The organism is Polyangiaceae bacterium (assembly GCA_015075635.1).
In the GTDB taxonomy this organism is placed as follows: domain Bacteria; phylum Myxococcota_A; class Polyangia; order Polyangiales; family Polyangiaceae; genus JADJKB01.
In genome coordinates this window covers 3,417,443-3,436,107 of record JABTUA010000001.1, presented here as the reverse complement: position 1 = coordinate 3,436,107, position 18,665 = coordinate 3,417,443, and the positions used below count along the sequence as shown (strand labels likewise).

Genomic DNA, 18,665 nt, shown 5'->3' with positions numbered 1-18,665 from the left:
ACCGCGTGCAATGCCGATTCTGGCGGGGCCGACTAAGTTGTCGCACGGGTGCGCAGCCGTTCAATCCGGCTCTACCCCGGGCCCCGGCGCAATCAATCCGAATCCGAACCGAAGCCGCGCGACCTGGCGCCGAGCTCCGAGCTCACGGCGCCTCACCGCACGGAAACGCTCACGGTCTCCGCGCCCAGAACAACCGTGGTTCCACCACGGTATAACTCACGTTGCACCCGCCGAACGCCGGTCATGGCGAGTTTCACCGTCCGTTCCGCGCCCGCGGGCGACCACACTGATGCGGCACTCGCCCGCGTCTGCAGCGCCTTGCCGACTGCCGACTTGACGCTCGGCGTTCGCGGGTGAACGTGTGTCTCGTTATACGGCCTCGCCAGTGCAGAGCGTTTCAGGGGGTGACTTGCGGCGTTGGAATGGATCTCGACTGGGCATCATCCTCTGTCTGACGCTTGAGTCATCCCCGGCCCACGCCGAGCGCGAGCCTCCAAACCCCTATTCGCTGGAGCCGCGCCCCACGCCCCAACTTGGAGTCGGCGTCGGTTGGGCGGTTCCTGGGTGCGACTGCGACCTTCCGAGCAGTGCGCTCGCTCGTGCGTTCGCCCTTTGGGGAGTCGGCAACACCCGACTTGGCGTCGTCGCAGATCACGCGCAATTCCCGTGGCGCTTTCGCCGCACGGCCCACCACTCCTTCCTTGGTGGTCTCGTTCGCGTCTACTCCGAAACTGGTCCTTGGGACATCCACGGTGGACTCGCGTTCGGCCCCGCCTATTCGCCGCCCAACGAAGGCTGCTCTGCGGGCCCGGTCGTCTTCGCCGCGCAACCTGGCGTTGGTGCCAACGTGTGGCTAGCTCCGCGATTCGCCGTCGGCGTGACAGCGGCGTACGCATTCCCACTGCTGGGCGCGTCGTACAGCTGTGATGGTTCGGGTGCCGGCGGGGACGCGCGACAACAAGTTCTCGGTGTCGGCAGCGTCGTGCTTGAGCTTACCTGGGGCGCTCAAGCCCCGCGAAAACTGTGACCGGTGCCGTCTAACTCACGTTGCACCCGCCGAACGCCGGTCTTGCCGATTTCACCGTCCGTCCCGCTCCCGCGGGCGAACATTCTGATGCGGCACTCGCCCGCGTCTGCAGCGCCTTGCCGCCTGACGACTTGACGCTCGGCGTTCGCGGGTGAACGTGTGTCTCGTTATACAGCCATGGCCACAGTCAAGTGCGTCCACGTGATGGCCGTCGCCTTGCTCAGCGTCGCTGACTGGGCATGCAGCGGAGCCTCGTGCGACGGCGCGATGGGCTACTCGATCCGGGCCAGAGTGCGCGATGCCAACACGGGCAAGGAGATCTGCAACGTGAAGGCGGTCGCCCACGACGGAAACGACGAGTGGCAGCTCAAGTGTTGGGGCCAACCCGAATGTTCCTGCGCTGGCGTGCCGGAACGACTTGGGACCTACGAGCTCACGGTGACCGCACCCGGATACCAGGATTCAACGAACACCGTCGTGGTCGACACGAAGGACGAGTGCCGGGTCCACACTGAAACCGTGACCGTAAAGCTCTCGCCTCTCTGATTTCGTCGTGTGCCAGCAGTGCTGTCCATGGGTGTTCGGGTAAGCGGAATCCTGGATCATTCCGATCGCTTGCGCGCGTGATCCACCGTTCGCGCGGTGCGCGGAGTTGTGGAAACGGGGCAAGCGTGCGACCTCGCGGTTGCGACACAGCTCGGAGGACGCATGCCCCGCTCGCCATCGGTACCGATTCACCGCACGCTCCGCAAGTTCCTTCCGCCGTCGCTCGTCGAAGCGAGCGCTCGGGCGACGGGCGCGTTCCAGCGCGTCCGGAAGGTCGACGCCTACGCCCTGGTCTGGAGCCTTATCCTCGGCTTTTCCGCCGGGAAAGTCCGGACCATCGCGGGCCTGCGTCGCGTCTACGAGAGGGTCTCGCGGACCACGCTGGAGGAGAGCAGCTTCTACTGCCGGTTCACGCCGGCGCTGGTGAGGCTGCTCCGGCAGCTGCTCGACGGCGTGCTCCAGCAGTCCTGGGGCTGAGCCGGCCCGCATCTGGGCGGCTCAATCAGTTCCGCGACATCCTGATCGCGGACTCGACGGTCATCCGCCTGCACGAGCTGCTGGCCAGGCGTTTCCGGCCTGCCGCACCAACCACACCCGGCTGCCGCGAGGTGCATGTGGTGATGTGCGTGGCGGGGCTGGCAAGCAGACCGTCAAGGTGACCGCCGAGCGCCGCCATGATCGCCGTGCCCTCGTCCTCGGCCCGTGGGCTCGCGGCAGTTGTTGCTCTTCGACCTCGCTACTTGACTTCCGCCTCTTCCGCCGGCTCGACAGATCCGTGGCTACTTCGTGTCCCGGCTCGCGCAGCTCAACCGGTCATCGTTGCTCAGAATCGACGCTGGCGCGGCCGGTCGGTCGCCGTCGTCGGCAGTGCATCTGATGTCGTCGACCGCCTGCAGCGCGAGGAACTGACGTCACCGTACAGGTTCGCTCCGCCATCGCGTCTACGCCGGGCGCTGCTCCAGCAGGTCCGCACCTTCCGTGTCGTCGGCTGCGGGACGAAGCCTCCGGCAGTACCACCTGTACATCACCAACATCGGCGTCGAGGCGCTCCAGCGGCGATATCGCCCGCGGTACGCCGTCCGCTGGAAGTCGGTTGCTCTTCAAGGGCTGAGTCGCACACCGGCTCGACCAGATCGAGCCGAGCGCGCCGTCGTAGAGGCCATGCTTACGCCGCTCTTCTCTCGCTGGCCGCGAGCCGAGCGCTCCTTCACGCCTTGCGCAGCGCGGTCCGCCCGGGATTCCTTCTCCCGGCACGACGCTGGAGCGTGCTCATGAGCCAGCACGCAACCGACCTGCTCGCCGTCGTCATCGAAGGCCGCGACGACCCAGTCTTGCTCGACCTGCTGCTCCACGAGGCCCCAGACCCGAACCGTCGTCGCCTTCACCTGCTTCAGTCCGTCGAGCGCCGTGCACATGCCTATCGAGCCCCCGGAAACTCAGCGAGTTCACGTCGTGCAGCGGCCTAAGCGATCACCGATGTACAGCCGGGGAAGGGCGGCCGTTCTGCACGCGACACGCATCACTGTTCTCGTCGTGACTGCCCTCGCGTCCCTCGTTCAGTGCGACACGCGGGGCGAGCGCGCAGGCGCTCACGGGGGGATAAGCACTGTGCCTGCCGCCAGCGGAAGCCTGGCCACTGACGACGCTCCCCCGGCGACCGCGCCGAGCGACGCGGCCCGCACCGAGAACGTGTGGCCTTGGAAAGACGGCATACCAGCATCGCGCACTTGTTTGGACGCCGAGCAACTCTCCGGGCTCGAGAAGTCGCTCCAAACCGCGAGGGCGTCATGTCCGCGGCTAGCGGAGCTGAAGGTCACTGTGCTCGTGCGCCCAGGCGGCGAGTTACGAAGAGTTCTGCTGGAGGATCGAACAGCGGAACAAGAGCGGTGCGTAAAACGGCATTCTCGGCATCTTCTTCGACTGCGCCAGGGCGACCAGGTTCTTCGGACTATGGTTGGGGTGAGCGCTGACCGGTGAACTGCGCCGTTCCAGCGCGCAGCACCGCGTAGACTGTGCCACCGAGACCATGGCGCCTCGACGGCGGTTGAGATAGCGTCCACGCCGTCTTTGCGCGTCGGATCAGCCCTGCTCTTGCCGCTCGGTGGCGAACCGGCACTGCTCACGCCCCAACGCGCTTTGCCTCTTCACCGTAGGAACGGGCGGAGCCAGACTTCCACGCCAGTCTTCGACGCTGTCTAACTTGCCGTTCCACCCGCGAACGCCGGTTTCGCGTCTCACCGTCCGTTCCGCGTCGCGGCGCTCTCACTGTCTGCGGCACTGCGCCCGCTCTGCTGCGCCACGCCTTCTGCTACGATGATCCCGGCGTTCGCGGGTGAACGCCGTTTCGTTCTACGGCCGCCGCGAGGCTCGACGCCGAAGCCGTGCGCGACCGCGCCCACCACCGGCTGGCTCAGCGGTACCTTCATGGCTCCTGGCCGTACCGCTCCTTCTCCTGCGCGCCGCGCCACCGCCAAAGCCTCGACGTCAGCCGCGGTGCGCGTACCTGAGCTCGGTGGTTGGGTTCGTTCGCCAACGCGCTCGCCGTCGCAACCTGCTTGGTCAGCGTTGCGTGGCAACCTAGCCAGCGGTAGTCCCCACTCAAACGGTTCGGGCGGCGCGAACGGCATCAATGCGATCGACATCGTGACCACCGACACGCGACCGAAGTCTTCGGTGCACAGGCGAAGTTGGATGGCGCGGAACCTGTCGTCAACGATGTGCTCGCGGATGCGGCTATTCTCCGCTGCGGTACCCTGGTACGGCCAGGTCTGCCTTCACGTTGTGGCGGGCGCTGCCTGGCGTCCTCGGATCAGAGCCGTTGGCGATCGGCGACGAGGTGCGTCGAACCACCAGCATCGGTTCCTCCACTCCATTGTAATCGTCGCGGCTCACCGGAGAGGTCGTTGCGCACCTCGAATACTGACCTTCGGCGAGGCGGCTCCCCTGCCACGGACAAAGCAGCAACTCAAGGCGTCGCTGAGGCAGTTGCTCAAAAGTGCCGAACAGCACCTGACCTGACCGTGACCAGCTGCCCATTTGCGACGGGCAATCTGCCAGTGTTGCAGGTGAGGAGCACCGCATAACTCGCGTTCGACCCGCCGACCGCCGGCCCTGCCGACTTCACCGTCCGTCGCTTCGCGGGCGAAACACTGATGCCGCACTGCCTGCGTCGCAGCGCCTTGCCGGCGGACGATTTGACGCTCGGCGTTCGCGGGTGAACGCCAGTCGTTATACGGACTCAGGCGAATCCGCCTGGCAGCTCTGCGGTCCGGAGGCAGACTTACCCTCATGCAGACGCACGCCCGGCAGGTCTTGGTGGCAGCGATCTTGCTCGGGCGTGTGCCCATGTGGCCGGCTGCGGCGGCGACAGCTGCACCGGAGCGGCTGCACGATGGAGTCAGTGGGTTTGCGGCACCGATCGATTATCGTTGACCTTCTGTGTCTGTTGAAGCAGATAAAGACCAGTTGCAGTGCAGATGCCCACCCAGGGCCTGGACACGTGCGCTTCGAGCGGATCTGATTCAGATGAGCGGCTCGCAAATCGATGGTTTCCTTTGCCCAACCGCCATCCCGGCAAACTCACGCTCACATTCTCATCAGCGGGCACCGTGCCCTGGCCTCCACTGAGTCCGACGTACGTGATACAGCAGCCCAATGGTCGGACTGCCCACCAACCTGCAAGAACGCAAGGTTCAGCTTGAGGCGCTCGCAAGTTTGCCGTCAAACTCACCCCTGAGCTGAGGCGGACCCGCGACATGTTCTCCACGCTTTTGAAGTGCTCTGTCGCGTGGCTGGCGGTGGATCGCAGGATCCTCCGGCTCTCATGGCGCCAAGCACCATCTGGCTCGACCCGCCCCACCCTGGAAGATCACGAACTGGTTAGGCGTCATGCAGGGACGACTTGAGCGCATTCGCAACGCGGGCCCAATCAGCGATGACGTTGACGCGGACTCGCACTTCCGATACGCAAGCTCGTCGACGCCACGCGATGTGCTCCTCAGCAATGGTGCTGCTAACTATGTTCCCGCCCGACTAGTTTTGCTGTTGCCGAGCACGTGAAAGCGCAGGTGAGCAGCCCGGCCGTCGGATCGAGGCCGGGCTGCGTGAAGTGCTGCGCGGTGGGCGGCTACGCTTCGTCCTCCTTCTTCTTGGTCGGCGCTGGCCTTGGCGGATCTGGCCTCGCGAGCGCGGTAGCTCGCCTTCGATGGCGATGACGTCGGCGGTGGATGACGCGATCGATGAGGGCGGTGGCGCAGGTGGCGTTGGGGAAGATGCTGGGCCAGTCGCGGAATGCGAGGTTGGTGGTGAGCACGAGGCTCTTCTTCTCGTAGCGGCGGCTGACCACCTGGAAGAGTAAATCGGCGTTCCGGTTGTCGAACGCGAGAAAGCCGATCTCGTCGATGATCAGCAAGCCGACGCGCGCGTAGTGCCTGAGGCGGCGCTCGAGTGCGCGAGCGGACTCCCGAGCGGCGAGGTCCAGCAGGAGCTGGGTGCGCCTTCAGTCTCTCTTTCGCCTCCGTCAGGCGTTGCCGGTCCTCCGGGCGCACTGGCTCTGTGTATCCGGAGCACGGACCCCGTTCTTGAGGAACGGATCGCGTGACGCGATATTCGCGGCGTGACCCAGCAGGCGAAGTCGGTTCGGAGGCGCCTACTCGGCCGCGTCAGCCAGTGCGGGCGGGACGGTGATCGTGCCGAGCTCAGCGTCGAGCTCGCCGGGGACGAGGCGCGCCCGCGTTGCCGCCCAGTAGGCGGGAGCGAGCTCGAGGTAGCGGTCGCGAGGCCAGTACGGCATGACGCGGATGATCTCGGTCAGATAGCGCTCGGGATCGAGGTCGTGGAGCTTGCAGCTGGCGATCAAGGAATAGAGGTTGGCGGCGGCGGGCGTGATCGTCGGGCCGAAGAAGCAGCGCTTTCGCCGGTGGCGACGATCCTGAGCGCGCCCTCGCTGTGGTTGTTGTCCATGCGCAGCCTGCCGTCTTCGAGGAGCGGCGCAGCGCGAGCTCCTGGCGCAGGACGTGCCGAGGGCCTTGTTGACGAGGCCCCGCTCCTCGGTCGCGGGCCGGCTCGAGCGCGTGCCCACCGAAGAACTCGGCGACGAGCGGCTCGAGGACGGTCTTGCGTCTCTGCCGGCGCGTCGCTGGCGGCAATGTGTTCCAGCTTCGTCGAGCTTGTAGAGCGCACGGATCCGGAGCAAGCCCTCCGGCCGATGGCGAAGCCGCTGACAGCAGCGTCCCAGAACGCCTGCGCGCGTGGCTCCAGCAGCGACCTCGCTGGGCGCATCATTCAGGTCTTCGACGGCGTCTCCGCGGAACAGCGCGTCGTAGACGGCGTCGCGTCCGCGAATGCCGGAGAACCCGCGAAACATGTCGCAGACGGCAGCGCTCGTGTGCGGGCTGGTACTGAAGACGTGCCGCCAAGACGACGGTGACCTTCCAGGACGCGCCATGGGATGACCGGCGTCGTGCAGCGGCCTAAGCGATCACCGATGTACAGCCGGGGAAGGGCGGCCGTTCTGCACGCGACACGCATCACTGTTCTCGTCGTGACTGCCCTCGCGTCCCTCGTTCAGTGCGACACGCGGGGCGAGCGCGCAGGCGCTCACGGGGGGATAAGCACTGTGCCTGCCGCCAGCGGAAGCCTGGCCACTGACGACGCTCCCCCGGCGACCGCGCCGAGCGACGCGGCCCGCACCGAGAACGTGTGGCCTTGGAAAGACGGCATACCAGCATCGCGCACTTGTTTGGACGCCGAGCAACTCTCCGGGCTCGAGAAGTCGCTCCAAACCGCGAGGGCGTGCATGTCCGCGGCTAGCGGAGAGCTGAAGGTCACTGTGCTCGTGCGCCCAGGCGGCGAGTTACGAAGAGTTCTGCTGGAAGGATCTCGAACAGCGGAACAAGAGCGGTGCGTAAAAACGGCATTCTCGGGCATCTTCTTCGACTGCGCCAGGGCGACCGGGTTCGTTCGGACTATGGTTGTGGGTGTAAGCGCTGACCGGTGAACTTGCGCCCGTTCCCAGCGCGCAGCACCGCGTAGACTGTGCCACCAAGACCATGGCGCCTCGACGGCGGTTGAAGATGAGCGTCGGCACGCGTCTTTGCGCGTCGGGATCAGCCCCGTGCTCTTGCCGCTCGGTGGCGAACCGGCACTGCTCACGCCCCAACGCGCATTTGCCCTCTTCACCGTAGGAACGGGCAGGAGCCAAGACTTCCACGCCAGTCTTCGACGCTGTCTAACTTGCCGTTCCACCCGCCGAACGCCGGTTTCGCAGTCTTCACCGTCCGTTCCGCGTCGCGGGCGCTCTCACTGTCTGCGGCACTGCGCCCGCTCTGCTGCGCCACGCCTTCTGCTACGATGATCTCCGGCGTTCGCGGGTGAACGCCGTTTCGTTATACGGCCGCCGCGAGGCACCGACGCCGAAGCCGTGCGCGACCGCTTGCCCACCACCAAGGCTGGCTCCAGCGGTACCTTCATGGCTCCTGGCCGTACCCGCTCCTTTCTCCTGCGCGCCGCCGCGCCACCGCCAAAGCTCTCGACGTCGAGCCGCGGTGCGCGTACCCTGAGCCTCGGTGGCTCTTGGGAGTTCGTTCGCCAACGCGCTCGCCGTCGCAACCTGCTTGGTCAGCGTTGCATGTGGCAACGCTAGCCAAGGCGGTAGTCCCCACTCAAACGGTTCGGGCGGCGCGAACGGCATCAATGCGATCGACATCGTGACCACCGAACACGCGACCGAAGTCTTCGGTGCACAGGCGAAGTTGGATGGCGCGGAACCTGTCGTCAACGATGTGCTCGCGGGATGCGGCTATTCTCCGCTGCAGTACCCTGGGTACGGCCAGAGTCTTGCCTTCACGTTGTGGCGGGGCGCTGCCTACATGGGCGTCCCCTCCGGATCGGAGCCGTTGGCGATCGGCGACGAGGGGTACGTGGGAACCACCAGCATCGGTTCCTCCACTTCCATTGTAATCGTCAAGTGGCTCACCGGAGAGGTCGTTGCGCACCTCGAATACTCGACCTTCGGCGAGGCGGCTCCCCCTGCCACGGACAAAAAGCAGCAACTCATAGGCGTCGCTGAGGCAGTTGCTCCAAAAGTGCCGAACAAAGCACCTTGAACCTGACCGTGACCCAGCTGCCCATTTGCGACGGGCAATCTGCCAGTGTTGCAGGTGAGGAGCACCGCATAACTCGCGTTCGACCCGCCGACCGCCGGCCCTGCCGACTTCACCGTCCGTTCCGCTTCCGCGGGCGAACACACTGATGCCGCACTCGCCTGCGTCTGCAGCGCCTTGCCGGCGGACGACTTGACGCTCGGCGTTCGCGGGTGAACGCCGTTCCGTTATACGGACTCGGGCGAATCCGCCTGGCAGCTCTGCGGTCCGGGAGGCAGACTTACCCTCATGCAGACGCACGCCCGGCAGGTCTTGGTGGCAACGATCTTGCTCGGAGCGTGTGCCCATGTGGCCGGCTGCGGCAGCGACAGCTGCACCGGAGCGGGCTGCCACGATGGAGTCGAGGTGTGGTTTGCGGCACCGATCGATTCATCGTTGGACCTCTCTGTGTCTGTTGAAGCAGATAAAGACCAGTTGCAGTGCGAGTATGCCCACTCCAAGGGCCTGGACACGTGCGCTTCGAGCGGGATCTGGATTCAGATGAGCGGCTCGCAAATCGATGGTTTCCTTTTGCCCAACCGCCATCCCGGCAAACTCACGCTCACATTCTCATCAGCGGGCACCGTGCTCCTGACCTCCACGGTGAGTCCGACGTACGTGATACAGCAGCCCAATGGTCCGGACTGCCCACCAACCTGCAAGAACGCAAAGGTTCAGCTTTGAAGGCGCTTCGCAAGTTTGCCGTCAAACTCACCCCCTGAGCTGAGGCGGACCCGCGACATGTTCTCCACGCTTTTTGAAGTGCTTCTGTCGCGTGGCTGGCGGTGGGATCGCAAGGATCCTCCGGCTCTCATGGCGCCAAATGGCACCATCTGGCTCGACCACGCCCCACCCTGGAAAGATCCCCACGAACTGTTAGGCGTCATGCAGGGACGACTTGAGCGCATTCGCAACGCGGGCCCAATCAGCGATGACGTTGACGCGTGGACTCGCACCGTTTCCGATACGCAAGCTCTCGTCGACGCCACACGCGATGTGCTCCTCAGCAATGGTGCTGCCTAACTATGTTCCCCCCGCCCGACTAGTTTTGCTGTTGCCGAGCACGTGAAAGCGCAGAAATTTGAGCAGCCCGGCCGATCGAGATCGAGCCGGGCTGCGTGAAGTGCTGCGCGGGTGGGGCGGCTACGCTTCGTCCTCCTTCTTCTTGGTCGAGCGCCTGGCCTTGGCGGACTGCTGGGCCTCGCGAGCGCGGTAGCTCTCGCCTTCGATGGCGATGACGTCGGCGTGGTGGATGACGCGATCGATGAGGGCGGTGGCGCAGGTGGCGTTGGGGAAGATGCTGGGCCAGTCGCGGAATGCGAGGTTGGTGGTGAGCACGAGGCTCTTCTTCTCGTAGCGGCGGCTGACCACCTGGAAGAGTAAATCGGCGTTCCGGTTGTCGAACGCGAGAAAGCCGATCTCGTCGATGATCAGCAAGCCGACGCGCGCGTAGTGCCTGAGGCGGCGCTCGAGTGCCCGAGCGGACTCCTGAGCGGCGAGGTCCAGCAGGAGCTGGGTGCGCCTTCAGTCTCTCTTTCGCCTCCGTCAGGCGTTGCCGGTCCTCCGGGCGCACTGGCTCTGTTGCGTCCGCCGCGTCCGAACCCGGACCTTCGTCGACGCCAATTGGCGGAGCAACAGGGTCAGCAAGGACAATGCTTGGGCCGGGGCGCGCCCCCGCTTGCCCGTCGTTACGATTGCTCCCGAAGACGAAGCTCAGCGCCACACCGAGCGCACAGGCTCCCAACACCATCAGGCCGAAGTGTGTGCGTGAGAATCCCATGCGTCGATGCTGACCTGTACCGCGACGGTACGTCAGATATGGCGTCTGAGCCCCCTCCGGTTCGATAGTCTGCTCCTTGGGACGATGGCGAGGGTCTCGCGCCGCGCCCTCAATCCGCCAGGGAGGGGCGACCCGCGACGAACGCCAACCCCGCAACCGCTCCGAACACGCCTGACACGAGAGTCCTAAACACGGCGTCCCCGGCCCCAACCAATATGGCGACCCCGAGCGCAGCCAGCCAACCGAAGGTACCAACCACAACGATGCGCCATCGGTAGCGTCGCATGTCCGACGGCCCAGCGGCACGCCAGAGCAGGGCGGCACATCCCGCGAAGATCCCAAAGGACAACAAGACTGACGGAATGCCTTGGACGGTACGAGCCCCGAAGACGACCGCTCCAATCGCGGCAAGCAGAACCCCCGCGGCGCGCTCCCACCGACAGCACGCCCGGGCAATCATGGCTTCGGGCCAGGCACGTGCTCAGGTTACGCGCCTCGCGGTTCGAGGTCGAGAGTACGTCGCGGCAGCCTGCTCGGGGCGGACGCGCACGGGTCGCACCGCTTGGAGCGGGGGCGGTGTTGAGCTGGCACCACGACGCCTTGTTCGGAGAGCAGGCGTGTGACCGCGGTCGAGTCCGGCGGCGGAATGGGCACGACGAGCCAGCGTCGCGACGTGTGGCTGGGCGCCCTGACACTGTGTAACTCGACGTTGCACCCGCCGAACGCCGGCATCGCGCGTTTCACCGTCCGTTCCGCGCCGCGGGCGCTCTCTCTGTCTGCGGCACTGCGCCCGCTCTGCTGCGCCTTGCCGACCTATGACTTGACGCTCGGCGTTCGCGGGTGAACGTGTGTCTCGTTATGCGGCCGTCCGACCCGATGGCGCAGGTCGCGATTCGCCCCCCTGGCGCCGACCTTGCAGACCCTCGCGCTCCCAGTCACGCTTGCGCTTGGGTGCACCGTGGGCCGAAAGCAGGCGTGGTTTTCACTTCTCCTGTTCCTTCCGATCTTCGCCCTAGCCGGCTGTTCGGCACCCTCCGAGCCCTCCGAATCGTGCACCGACGACTCGACCTTCCGGATCACTTTCGTTCAGAATGACTCCACCCCGTTCGTGGACTTCGCCTCCGCCCGGCTGTGCTCCACCTGCTACGTCAAGGACTACGGCCCCGAGCTCTGCCACTGCTTCGTCGTCGATCGAAAGTGCAAAGTCCTCGAGGGTGATCAGGACCTCGCGTACCCCGCGTGCCAGCAGGGCTCGTTCACTCTCTTGCTTGACCGCGAGTCCTTCCCGGCAACCACGATAGCCCTTTCGATTCGCGATGCCACGGGCAAGGTCCTCTATGCCGACACGACCGACGCCAGCGTCGTGCACCAAGGCGAACCGTGCTCGGGTCCAGCAGACGCGGCGTTCTACTTCAACTACGAAGTGCTTGGCAGCGGGGGCGGCGCCGGCACGTCCAATCCATGAACCTCTCCGTTGATGCCAAGCGAGCTGCATAACTCACGTTGCACCCGCCGAACGCCGGCCTTGCCGACTTCACCGTCCGTTCCGCGCCCGCGGGCGAACACTCTGTCTTCGGCACTCGCCCGCCTCTGCAGCGCCCGCGCTCTGCTACGATGATCTCCGGCGCTCGCGGGTCAACGCGTGTGCCGTTATGCAGCGGGGAACACGATCCTCCGCCGCACCGGGCCTCGTGACTACCGCCAGGATCTTGGTAGACTCCAGTCCGTGAAGCTCGCCATCGATCTTTCGGAAGCGCAGTCCGAAGCGTTGCTCGCGCGGGCCAAGACCCTCGGTGTTTCGCCAGAGGAGCTTGCGCTCGCCGCGGTCGCTGAGGCGCTCGCTTCTCCATCCGATGAGTTCCGTTCCCACGCTGAGCAGTTGCTGCTCAAGAACGCTGAGCTCTATCGACGCCTGGCATGAGGCACCTCTCGCTGACCGAGGTGATCTGGCTCCACGATCGCCTGATCCAGACCTCCGGCGGAACCTCTGGTATCCGTGACCTCGGCCAGGTGGAAGCCGCCGTCGCCCAACCGCGGGCCACCTTTGATGGTGCCGACGTGTACCCTGATCTCATCGCAAAGGCAGCCACGCTTTGCTTTGGGCTCGTCCGCGGCCACGGCTTCGTCGATGGGAACAAGCGAGTTGGCCACGCCGCCATGGAGCTCTTCCTCGCGCTCAACGGCGTGTCACTTGACGCCGACGTCGATGACCACGAGCAGATCATCCTCACCGTTGCCGATGGCACCGCGTCCAGGGACCAGCTTGAGGCTTGGGTTCGCGCGCACACCCGTCACGATCCTGCCGCCCCTGCATAACTGGACGTTGCACCCGCCGAACGCCGGTCGTGGCGAGTTTCGCCGTCCGTTCCGCGGCCGTAACGCCCCGCGCTCTGCTACGATGACCTCCGGCGTTCGCGGGTGAACGCCGTTCCGTTGTACGGACTCGGATCCCTGGCACAATCTGCGCCAGTCATGCTGGCATGAGTCCTGCGTCCTCATCTCGCATGGCACAGCCGTTCATCTCGCTCGTCGCGTGCCCCAGAACTCGCCGTCGTGGATTCTCCCTACGGCTCGCTACGATTGCGGTCGTGCTAGCGGCGAGCGCATGCGCCAGCCCCGACTCGGATCCAGCTCCCTGCGCGCTCTGCCAGTCTCCCTCAATCAGCTGCGCACGCGGCCCAGGTGTGGAATCGGTCACCCTGGTCCTTGGTACAAAGAACGCGCACGGCTGTGATGCTCAACCCAAGCCTGGGCTCTCGTCAGAGAGCTTTCACTTGCGTTGCGAGCCGCTCGAGGTCTGCAAGCTGGGCAGCGATGCGTGCTACGCCGCGACCTTCGACAACGACGAGCTGACCTTTTCGACTCCAGCGTATTCGTACACGTGTTGGCTGGATCCCTGAACGGGCACGCACGCGATGTCTCACCGCATTGAATCCCTCACCACCGGGTGGGCCGTACGTGAGCTCCTCTCGGCAGCGGCCGATCTCACGGGCAGACGAGTTTTCGTTCGCGGTGAACTGGCCTCGGGCACACGCGGATTGGTCACGCTGCGGGAGCCGACCTGTGGAGACCTCTCCAATCAGCAGCTCCTGCGGGTCCGCGACTCGAACGGAGACGGCCTGTTCCTGGCTCTCGAGTGGCGCGCTGGTCACAGTCGACCATGCGCAGGCCCGAGCCCGTGTCCTGCCTCTTCGGTGACGCCGCATGTCGATGTTCCACCCGCCGAACGCCGGTCTTGCCGACTTCACCGTCCGTTCCGCGCCCGCAGGCGACAATGCGGCACTGCGCCTGGTCCGCTGCGCCTCGCGGTCCGATGAGGTCCGTGGGTCCGGGGATTGCCAGGTCATCATCGATGCCCATCTTGGTGGACGTCATGCCCGAACGCCGACGTCACCAGCGCGAAGAGATCTACTTCCCGGTGCAGATCGACTCGGCTGAGAAGTCCGACCGGATCGGCATCGCCCGCAATTGCAGCGCCTCCGGGCTGCTCATCGGCACCCCGAGCCATTTCTCCGTGGGGGAGGAGCTGGAATTGAGGTTCGCCCTGAAGTACGGCGGACCCCAGCAACGGGTGCACGGCCGCGTGGTCCGGGTCAGCCTGGACGAGCAGGCGGACCTGTTCCGACGCCTGCTCGCCGTCGAGCTCGTCCCGGAGCGAGCCGCCTGAACGCCCGGGCCGCGCGCATCATTTTCGCCGGAGCTTCACCCAGCGGCCGTGCGCGCCTTGGTCGAACCAGACGACGCTGGGGCTGACGGGCCAGAAGGCGTAGGTGACGTCCGAGGGGGTGACCTTGGTGCCCGGCGGTCGGCCCACGGCGGACTCGACGCGCCAGGCGCCGGTGACCACGAACTGCTCCTCTCGGTTGACGCTGACCGCGGCGATCTCGCTGGTCATCGTGCGATCGGGCCACGCCGGGTCGGGCTGCGTCCGCTTGGTGGTGACCCGCAGCGTCTTGCCGTCGAGCTGCACGAGGGTCCGGAAGTTGTGACGCTGGCGGAGGGGGCAGGGTGGCCCGTCGATCCCGGCGCGCGGCACGCCGGCAGCGCGAGCCCCAGGGCGAGCAGCAAGAGCACGCGCGGCGGCACCGGGCTCAGGCCTTCTCGAGCGCGCCCACCAGGCGGTCGAGATCGGCCTTGGTGTGGAGCTCGGTGACGGCGACGAGCAGGCGATCCTTCCAGGCGGGGCTCACGCGGCCGAGATCGAAGCCGGCGATGATGCCCTCCGCCTCGAGCTTCCTGCACAGCGCAGCGGCGCTACCGCCCCGGACCTTGACGGCGAACTCGTTGAAGAACGGCGCGTCGGCGAAGCCCGCTGCGTAGCCGGAGAGCCCGAGGATGCGGCCGTGGAGGTAGTGGGCTTTGGAGAGGCACTGCTCCGCCACCGCGACGAAGCCGCTCTTGCCGAGCAGGCTCACGCGGATGGCCAGGGAGAGCGCGAGCAGGCCTTGGTTCGTGCAGATGTTGCTCGTGGCACGATCGCGGCGGATGTGCTGCTCGCGTGTGGAGAGCGTGAGCACGTAGCCACGGCGCCCGGCAGCGTCCACCGTCTCGCCGCAGACCCGACCGGGGAGCTGCTGAAGGTAGTTGCGATCCTGCCGGCAGGCGAGCAGGCCCACGCCGGGGCCGCCGAACTGCGGCGGGCAGGCGAGGGGCTGGCCTTCGCCGACGACGATGTCCGCGCCCTGGGCGCCGGGGGCCTCCGCGATGGCGAGCGCGTAGGGCTCGGGGCAGGTGACGATCAGGAGCGCGCCGTGGGCGTGGGCGGCCTCCGCGATGGGGCCCAGCTCGGAGAGCGGGCCCAAGAAGCTCGGGTAGCCGACGATCACCGCGGCGACGTCGTCGGTGATGGAGGCGGCCAGGGCCGTGCGGCTGGCGCGGCCGTCTTCCCCCGCGGGCACGTCCACCACGCTCGGCGTCGCGTCGCCGGACAGGTAGGTGAGCGTGGTCGCGTGGTAGTCGGGGTGCACGCAGCCGCTCATCAGGATCTTGCTGCGTTTCGTCAACCGGCGGGCCATCAACGCGGCTTCGGCGGTGGCGCTGGCGCCGTCGTACAGGCTCGCGTTGGAGAGCGGCAGCCCGTAGATCTCGCTGACGATGGTCTGGAACTCCCAGATTGCCTGGAGCGTGCCTTGCGCGACCTCCGGCTGGTACGGCGTGTACGCGGTGTAGAACTCGCTGCGCAGGAGCAGCTGGTCCACCGCCGGCGGGATGTGGTGGCTGTACATGCCCGCGCCCAGGAACGACAGCAAACGCGCGCCGGAGCTCTTCTGCGCCAGCTCGCCGAGGTGTGCCATCAGCGCCGCCTCGTCGAGCGGCGGCGGCACTTTCAGCGCGCCCTTCAAACGGGCCGCCTCGGGGATGGTGGCGAACAGCTCGTCGACGGACTTCTTGCCGATGACCCCGAGCATCTGCTCGATTTCAGCGGGCGTGTGCGGCAGGTAGCGCATCAGTGGGCGGACTCCTCCACGTGCTTGGCGTAGGCGGCCGCGTCCATCAGGGCGGCGGACTCCGCGTCCCAGCTCGACGGCTCGATGGCGATCATCCAGCCCTTGCCCCAGCAGTCTTCGTTGACGAGCTCCGGCTTGTTCTCGAGCTCGGCGTTGACGCGGGTGATCTTCCCGCTGATCGGCGCGAACAGGTCGCTCAGCGTCTTCACGCTCTCGATGGTGCCGAAGCCCTTGTGGGCGGCCACGCTGTCACCGGGCTTCAGGTCCAGGTTCACCAGGGTGATGTCTCCGAGCTGCTCCACGGCGAAGGCGGTGATGCCGATGAGCACCTCCTTGCCCTCCTGTTTCGCCCACTCGTGGTCCTTGGTGTACTTGCGGTCGCTCTTCACGTCGCTGCTCATCGCTTGCTCGCTTCTTCCGTGTGTTGCTCTGGGTCAGCCCGCTTTGGGGCGCTTGTAGAAGGGGGTCTTGACCACGACCGCGTCCACCGCCTTGCCGCGGCAGTCGACGCGGAAGGCCGTGCCGATCTCGGTCATGGCGCTCGGCAGGTAGCCGAGCCCGATGTTCTTGCCCACGGTGGGGCCGGGGGCGCCGGAGGTGCAGACGCCGACGACCGCGCCGCTCGCGTCCTGCAAGGGGTAGCCGTGGCGCGCGATGCCGCGGCCCGTCATCTCGAAGCCGACCAGCTTGCGGGGCGGCCCCGCCTCCTTGACCGCCGAGATGGCAGCGCGGCCCACGAAATCGCCCTTGTCGAGCTTCACGGTCCAGGCGAGGCCCGCTTCGATGGGGTTGGTGGTCTCGTCGATGTCGTTGCCGTAGAGCGAGAGGCGCGCCTCGAGCCGCAGCGTGTCCCGGGCGCCGAGGCCCGCGGGGGCGATGCCGATGTCCTGTCCCGCGGCCAATAGCGCGCGCCACAGGGCGGCGGCGTCGGCGCTGGCGCAAAAGATCTCGACGCCGTCCTCGCCGGTGTAGCCGGTGCGCGCCACGGTGGTCGCAAGCCCCGCGACCTTGCCGTCACGGAAGCGGAAGCTGCCCAGGGACTCGGCGACGTTCCCGAGGTCGGTGCCGGCCTTGGCGAGCACGTCGAGGGCCTTCGGGCCCTGGAGCGCGATCAGCGCAGTGTCGTCGCTGGCGTCGCGGAACTCGCAGTGATCCTTCGCCGCGCGGGCGAAGTGCGCGCTGATCTTGTCGCGGTTTCCGGCGTTGCAGACCACCAGGATGCGATCGGCGGCGCGCTTGTAGATGATCAGGTCGTCGAGGATCGTGCCCTGCTCGTTGCAGCAGCAGGTGTACATGGCCTGGCCGACCTCGATGCGCCCGAGGTCGTTGGTCACCAGGTAGTTCACGACGGCGGCGGCGTGGTCGCCCCAGAGCTCGAGCTCACCCATGTGCGAGACGTCGAACAGTCCGGCGCGCGTGCGCACCGCCTCGTGCTCCGCGCTGATGCCGGCGTATTGCACCGGCATCTCCCAGCCCGCGAAGGGGACGATGCGCCCCCCGGCCTTCACGTGTTCGTCGTAGAGCGGCGTGCGCTTCAGAGATTCGGTCACGCCGCCGGACGTACCGCGATCCGGGCGGGGCGGCTAGGCTCGACTTCGGCAGTCTTGGCATGATCGGATCACGATGATCCGGAGTGGCGGAGACCCACGGAAACTGCCGGCGGGGCCGGGGGATGCCTCCTCGGCCCGTGGGATGAGTCGCGGATACTCAGCAGATCACCGCTCCAAGGGTGGCCTCGGCGAACGGCTCCCGCGGCGCGTCGCGCGAGCCGTGGAAGCGAGCAAGTCGGCGGCCGACCCCTCCTCCCCGCCGGCTACTCAGCCGCATTTCACGCCGACGTTGTGCTCGTGCGCCGTGGTCGTGCTCGACGTCACGAAGACCTGCTTGCCGGCCTTCAGATCCGCGAAGTGCGCGGCCGTGAGCGAGACCTCGTGGTCGTGAGCGCTCGAGCCCTTGATGCTGTAGGTCTTGGGCTGCCCAGCGTCGATGTCCGCCTGCGACACCGTCAGCGTGTGCCCGTGGTTCGCGTCGATGCTGCTCGAGCACGCGCCGCCGCCGTTGCCGCCGCCGCCGCCGTCGTCGTCACCGCCGCAGCCGGCGCTGGCGCCCCCGAGGCCGATCGCTCCGCCGAATGCCGCCACCGCGCCGCGCAAGAATTCCTGTCGTGAGAGCTTCATCCCATCCTCCGCCGGGCATGATGCCACAGCGCTGCGGAGTCTCACTCCACCTTCTTGGGGTCGATGGGCTTGCCGTCCGGGGTCATGCCGGCTTTGCGCCAACGCTCCTCGTCCGACAGCCCCGGCTCGAGCGGGGGTGGCGTGATGTCCTGGATGATCAAACGCGAGCCGGCGCCTTCCTTCAGTACCTCGAAGCGGTAGACCCGATCGGGCTTGCCTGCCTTGATGCGGACCGCGGGGAAGACGGTGCGCGCGGCGCCGATCTCGACGCGCTCGGCCTCGACTCGGGTGCGGACGTAGTTGGCCAGCGCCTCCGCCGAGACGTTGCCCACCAGGAAGGCCTGGGCGGGGAACTGGCGGTCCAGGCGCATGGCGTCGGGCGCGACGAAGCCCCAGACCTCCGTCTTGCCCGGCGCGAGCTCGCCCGCCGCGAGGCGGTCCAAGGGCTTGGCCGAGCCGTGGGTGGTGGGGCCGAACTCGAGGCGCTTGCCTTCGCAGCCGGCGAGCGCGAGGCAGACGCAGATGGCGATGGGTCGGAGCACGGGC

At 66.7% G+C, this 18,665-nt stretch carries 17 protein-coding genes and 1 pseudogene; 9 read left to right on the top strand and 9 right to left on the bottom strand.

The window, feature by feature from the left end; all coding sequences use genetic code 11:
• Window positions 1-1,204: 1,204 nt before the first annotated feature.
• Both HS104_15645 and HS104_15640 read left to right on the top strand, forming a co-directional pair.
• Window positions 1,205-1,573 carry a hypothetical protein gene (locus HS104_15645; protein MBE7481399.1) on the top strand — a complete coding sequence of 123 codons (369 nt, stop codon included), beginning with the start codon at window positions 1,205-1,207 and terminating at the stop codon, window positions 1,571-1,573.
• Window positions 1,574-1,735: 162 nt separating this feature from the next.
• On the top strand, window positions 1,736-2,050 hold the full coding sequence (locus tag HS104_15640; GenBank protein ID MBE7481398.1) for a hypothetical protein: 315 nt from the start codon (window positions 1,736-1,738) through the stop codon (window positions 2,048-2,050).
• A gap of 3,555 nt (window positions 2,051-5,605) precedes the next feature.
• Here HS104_15640 and HS104_15635 read toward each other — a convergent pair.
• Together HS104_15635 and HS104_15630 are read right to left on the bottom strand one after the other, a co-directional pair.
• A pseudogene (locus HS104_15635) lies at window positions 5,606-6,056 on the bottom strand (ATP-binding protein).
• A gap of 165 nt (window positions 6,057-6,221) precedes the next feature.
• On the bottom strand, window positions 6,222-6,431 hold the full coding sequence (locus HS104_15630) for a transposase domain-containing protein (GenBank protein ID MBE7481397.1): 210 nt from the start codon (window positions 6,429-6,431) through the stop codon (window positions 6,222-6,224).
• 1,708 nt (window positions 6,432-8,139) lie between these two features.
• On the opposite strand from HS104_15630, the gene HS104_15625 reads away from it, so the two are divergent.
• The 3 genes from HS104_15625 to HS104_15615 all read left to right on the top strand — a co-directional run bounded on the left by HS104_15625 (window position 8,140) and on the right by HS104_15615 (window position 9,738).
• A complete protein-coding gene (locus tag HS104_15625; protein ID MBE7481396.1) occupies window positions 8,140-8,679 on the top strand; it encodes a hypothetical protein in 540 nt (179 codons plus the stop codon).
• Window positions 8,680-8,964: 285 nt separating this feature from the next.
• Entirely contained in the window at window positions 8,965-9,399 is a 435-nt protein-coding gene (locus HS104_15620) for a hypothetical protein (GenBank protein MBE7481395.1), read from the top strand.
• Between the two features lie 57 nt (window positions 9,400-9,456).
• The gene (locus tag HS104_15615; GenBank protein ID MBE7481394.1) at window positions 9,457-9,738 is read left to right on the top strand and encodes a hypothetical protein; all 282 of its coding nucleotides are present in this window, start codon (window positions 9,457-9,459) and stop codon (window positions 9,736-9,738) included.
• Window positions 9,739-9,858: 120 nt separating this feature from the next.
• Here HS104_15615 and HS104_15610 read toward each other — a convergent pair whose 3' ends face one another.
• Window positions 9,859-10,224: an ATP-binding protein gene (locus HS104_15610; protein ID MBE7481393.1), complete on the bottom strand. Its 366-nt coding sequence runs from the start codon at window positions 10,222-10,224 to the stop codon at window positions 9,859-9,861.
• Window positions 10,225-11,603: 1,379 nt separating this feature from the next.
• On the opposite strand from HS104_15610, the gene HS104_15605 reads away from it, so the two are divergent.
• The 4 genes from HS104_15605 to HS104_15590 all read left to right on the top strand — a co-directional run bounded on the left by HS104_15605 (window position 11,604) and on the right by HS104_15590 (window position 14,162).
• A complete protein-coding gene (locus tag HS104_15605; protein ID MBE7481392.1) occupies window positions 11,604-11,960 on the top strand; it encodes a hypothetical protein in 357 nt (118 codons plus the stop codon).
• Between the two features lie 261 nt (window positions 11,961-12,221).
• Window positions 12,222-12,416 carry a DNA-binding protein gene (locus tag HS104_15600; protein MBE7481391.1) on the top strand — a complete coding sequence of 65 codons (195 nt, stop codon included), beginning with the start codon at window positions 12,222-12,224 and terminating at the stop codon, window positions 12,414-12,416.
• Window positions 12,413-12,811, top strand: a complete 399-nt coding sequence (locus HS104_15595) for a type II toxin-antitoxin system death-on-curing family toxin (protein ID MBE7481390.1) — start codon at window positions 12,413-12,415, stop codon at window positions 12,809-12,811. The genes HS104_15600 and HS104_15595 overlap by 4 nt, the downstream gene beginning before the upstream one ends.
• A gap of 1,048 nt (window positions 12,812-13,859) precedes the next feature.
• Entirely contained in the window at window positions 13,860-14,162 is a 303-nt protein-coding gene (locus HS104_15590; GenBank protein MBE7481389.1) for a PilZ domain-containing protein, read from the top strand.
• Window positions 14,163-14,180: 18 nt separating this feature from the next.
• Here the strand turns inward: HS104_15590 and HS104_15585 are convergent, their stop codons facing one another.
• The 6 genes from HS104_15585 to HS104_15560 form a co-directional block, all read right to left on the bottom strand.
• Window positions 14,181-14,531, bottom strand: coding sequence for a hypothetical protein (locus tag HS104_15585; protein MBE7481388.1), 351 nt, complete (start codon window positions 14,529-14,531; stop codon window positions 14,181-14,183).
• A gap of 55 nt (window positions 14,532-14,586) precedes the next feature.
• Window positions 14,587-15,942, bottom strand: a complete 1,356-nt coding sequence (gene gcvPA, locus HS104_15580; GenBank protein MBE7481387.1) for an aminomethyl-transferring glycine dehydrogenase subunit GcvPA — start codon at window positions 15,940-15,942, stop codon at window positions 14,587-14,589.
• The gene (gcvH, locus tag HS104_15575) at window positions 15,942-16,343 is read right to left on the bottom strand and encodes a glycine cleavage system protein GcvH (GenBank protein MBE7481386.1); all 402 of its coding nucleotides are present in this window, start codon (window positions 16,341-16,343) and stop codon (window positions 15,942-15,944) included. Before gcvH ends, gcvPA begins: the two co-directional genes overlap by 1 nt.
• 33 nt (window positions 16,344-16,376) lie before the next feature.
• Complete coding sequence (gene gcvT, locus HS104_15570; GenBank protein ID MBE7481385.1) at window positions 16,377-17,492, bottom strand: glycine cleavage system aminomethyltransferase GcvT; 1,116 nt, start codon at window positions 17,490-17,492, stop codon at window positions 16,377-16,379.
• A 267-nt stretch (window positions 17,493-17,759) separates the two neighbouring features.
• On the bottom strand, window positions 17,760-18,119 hold the full coding sequence (locus HS104_15565; GenBank protein MBE7481384.1) for a hypothetical protein: 360 nt from the start codon (window positions 18,117-18,119) through the stop codon (window positions 17,760-17,762).
• A gap of 41 nt (window positions 18,120-18,160) precedes the next feature.
• A complete protein-coding gene (locus HS104_15560; protein ID MBE7481383.1) occupies window positions 18,161-18,661 on the bottom strand; it encodes a hypothetical protein in 501 nt (166 codons plus the stop codon).
• Window positions 18,662-18,665: the final 4 nt, after the last annotated feature.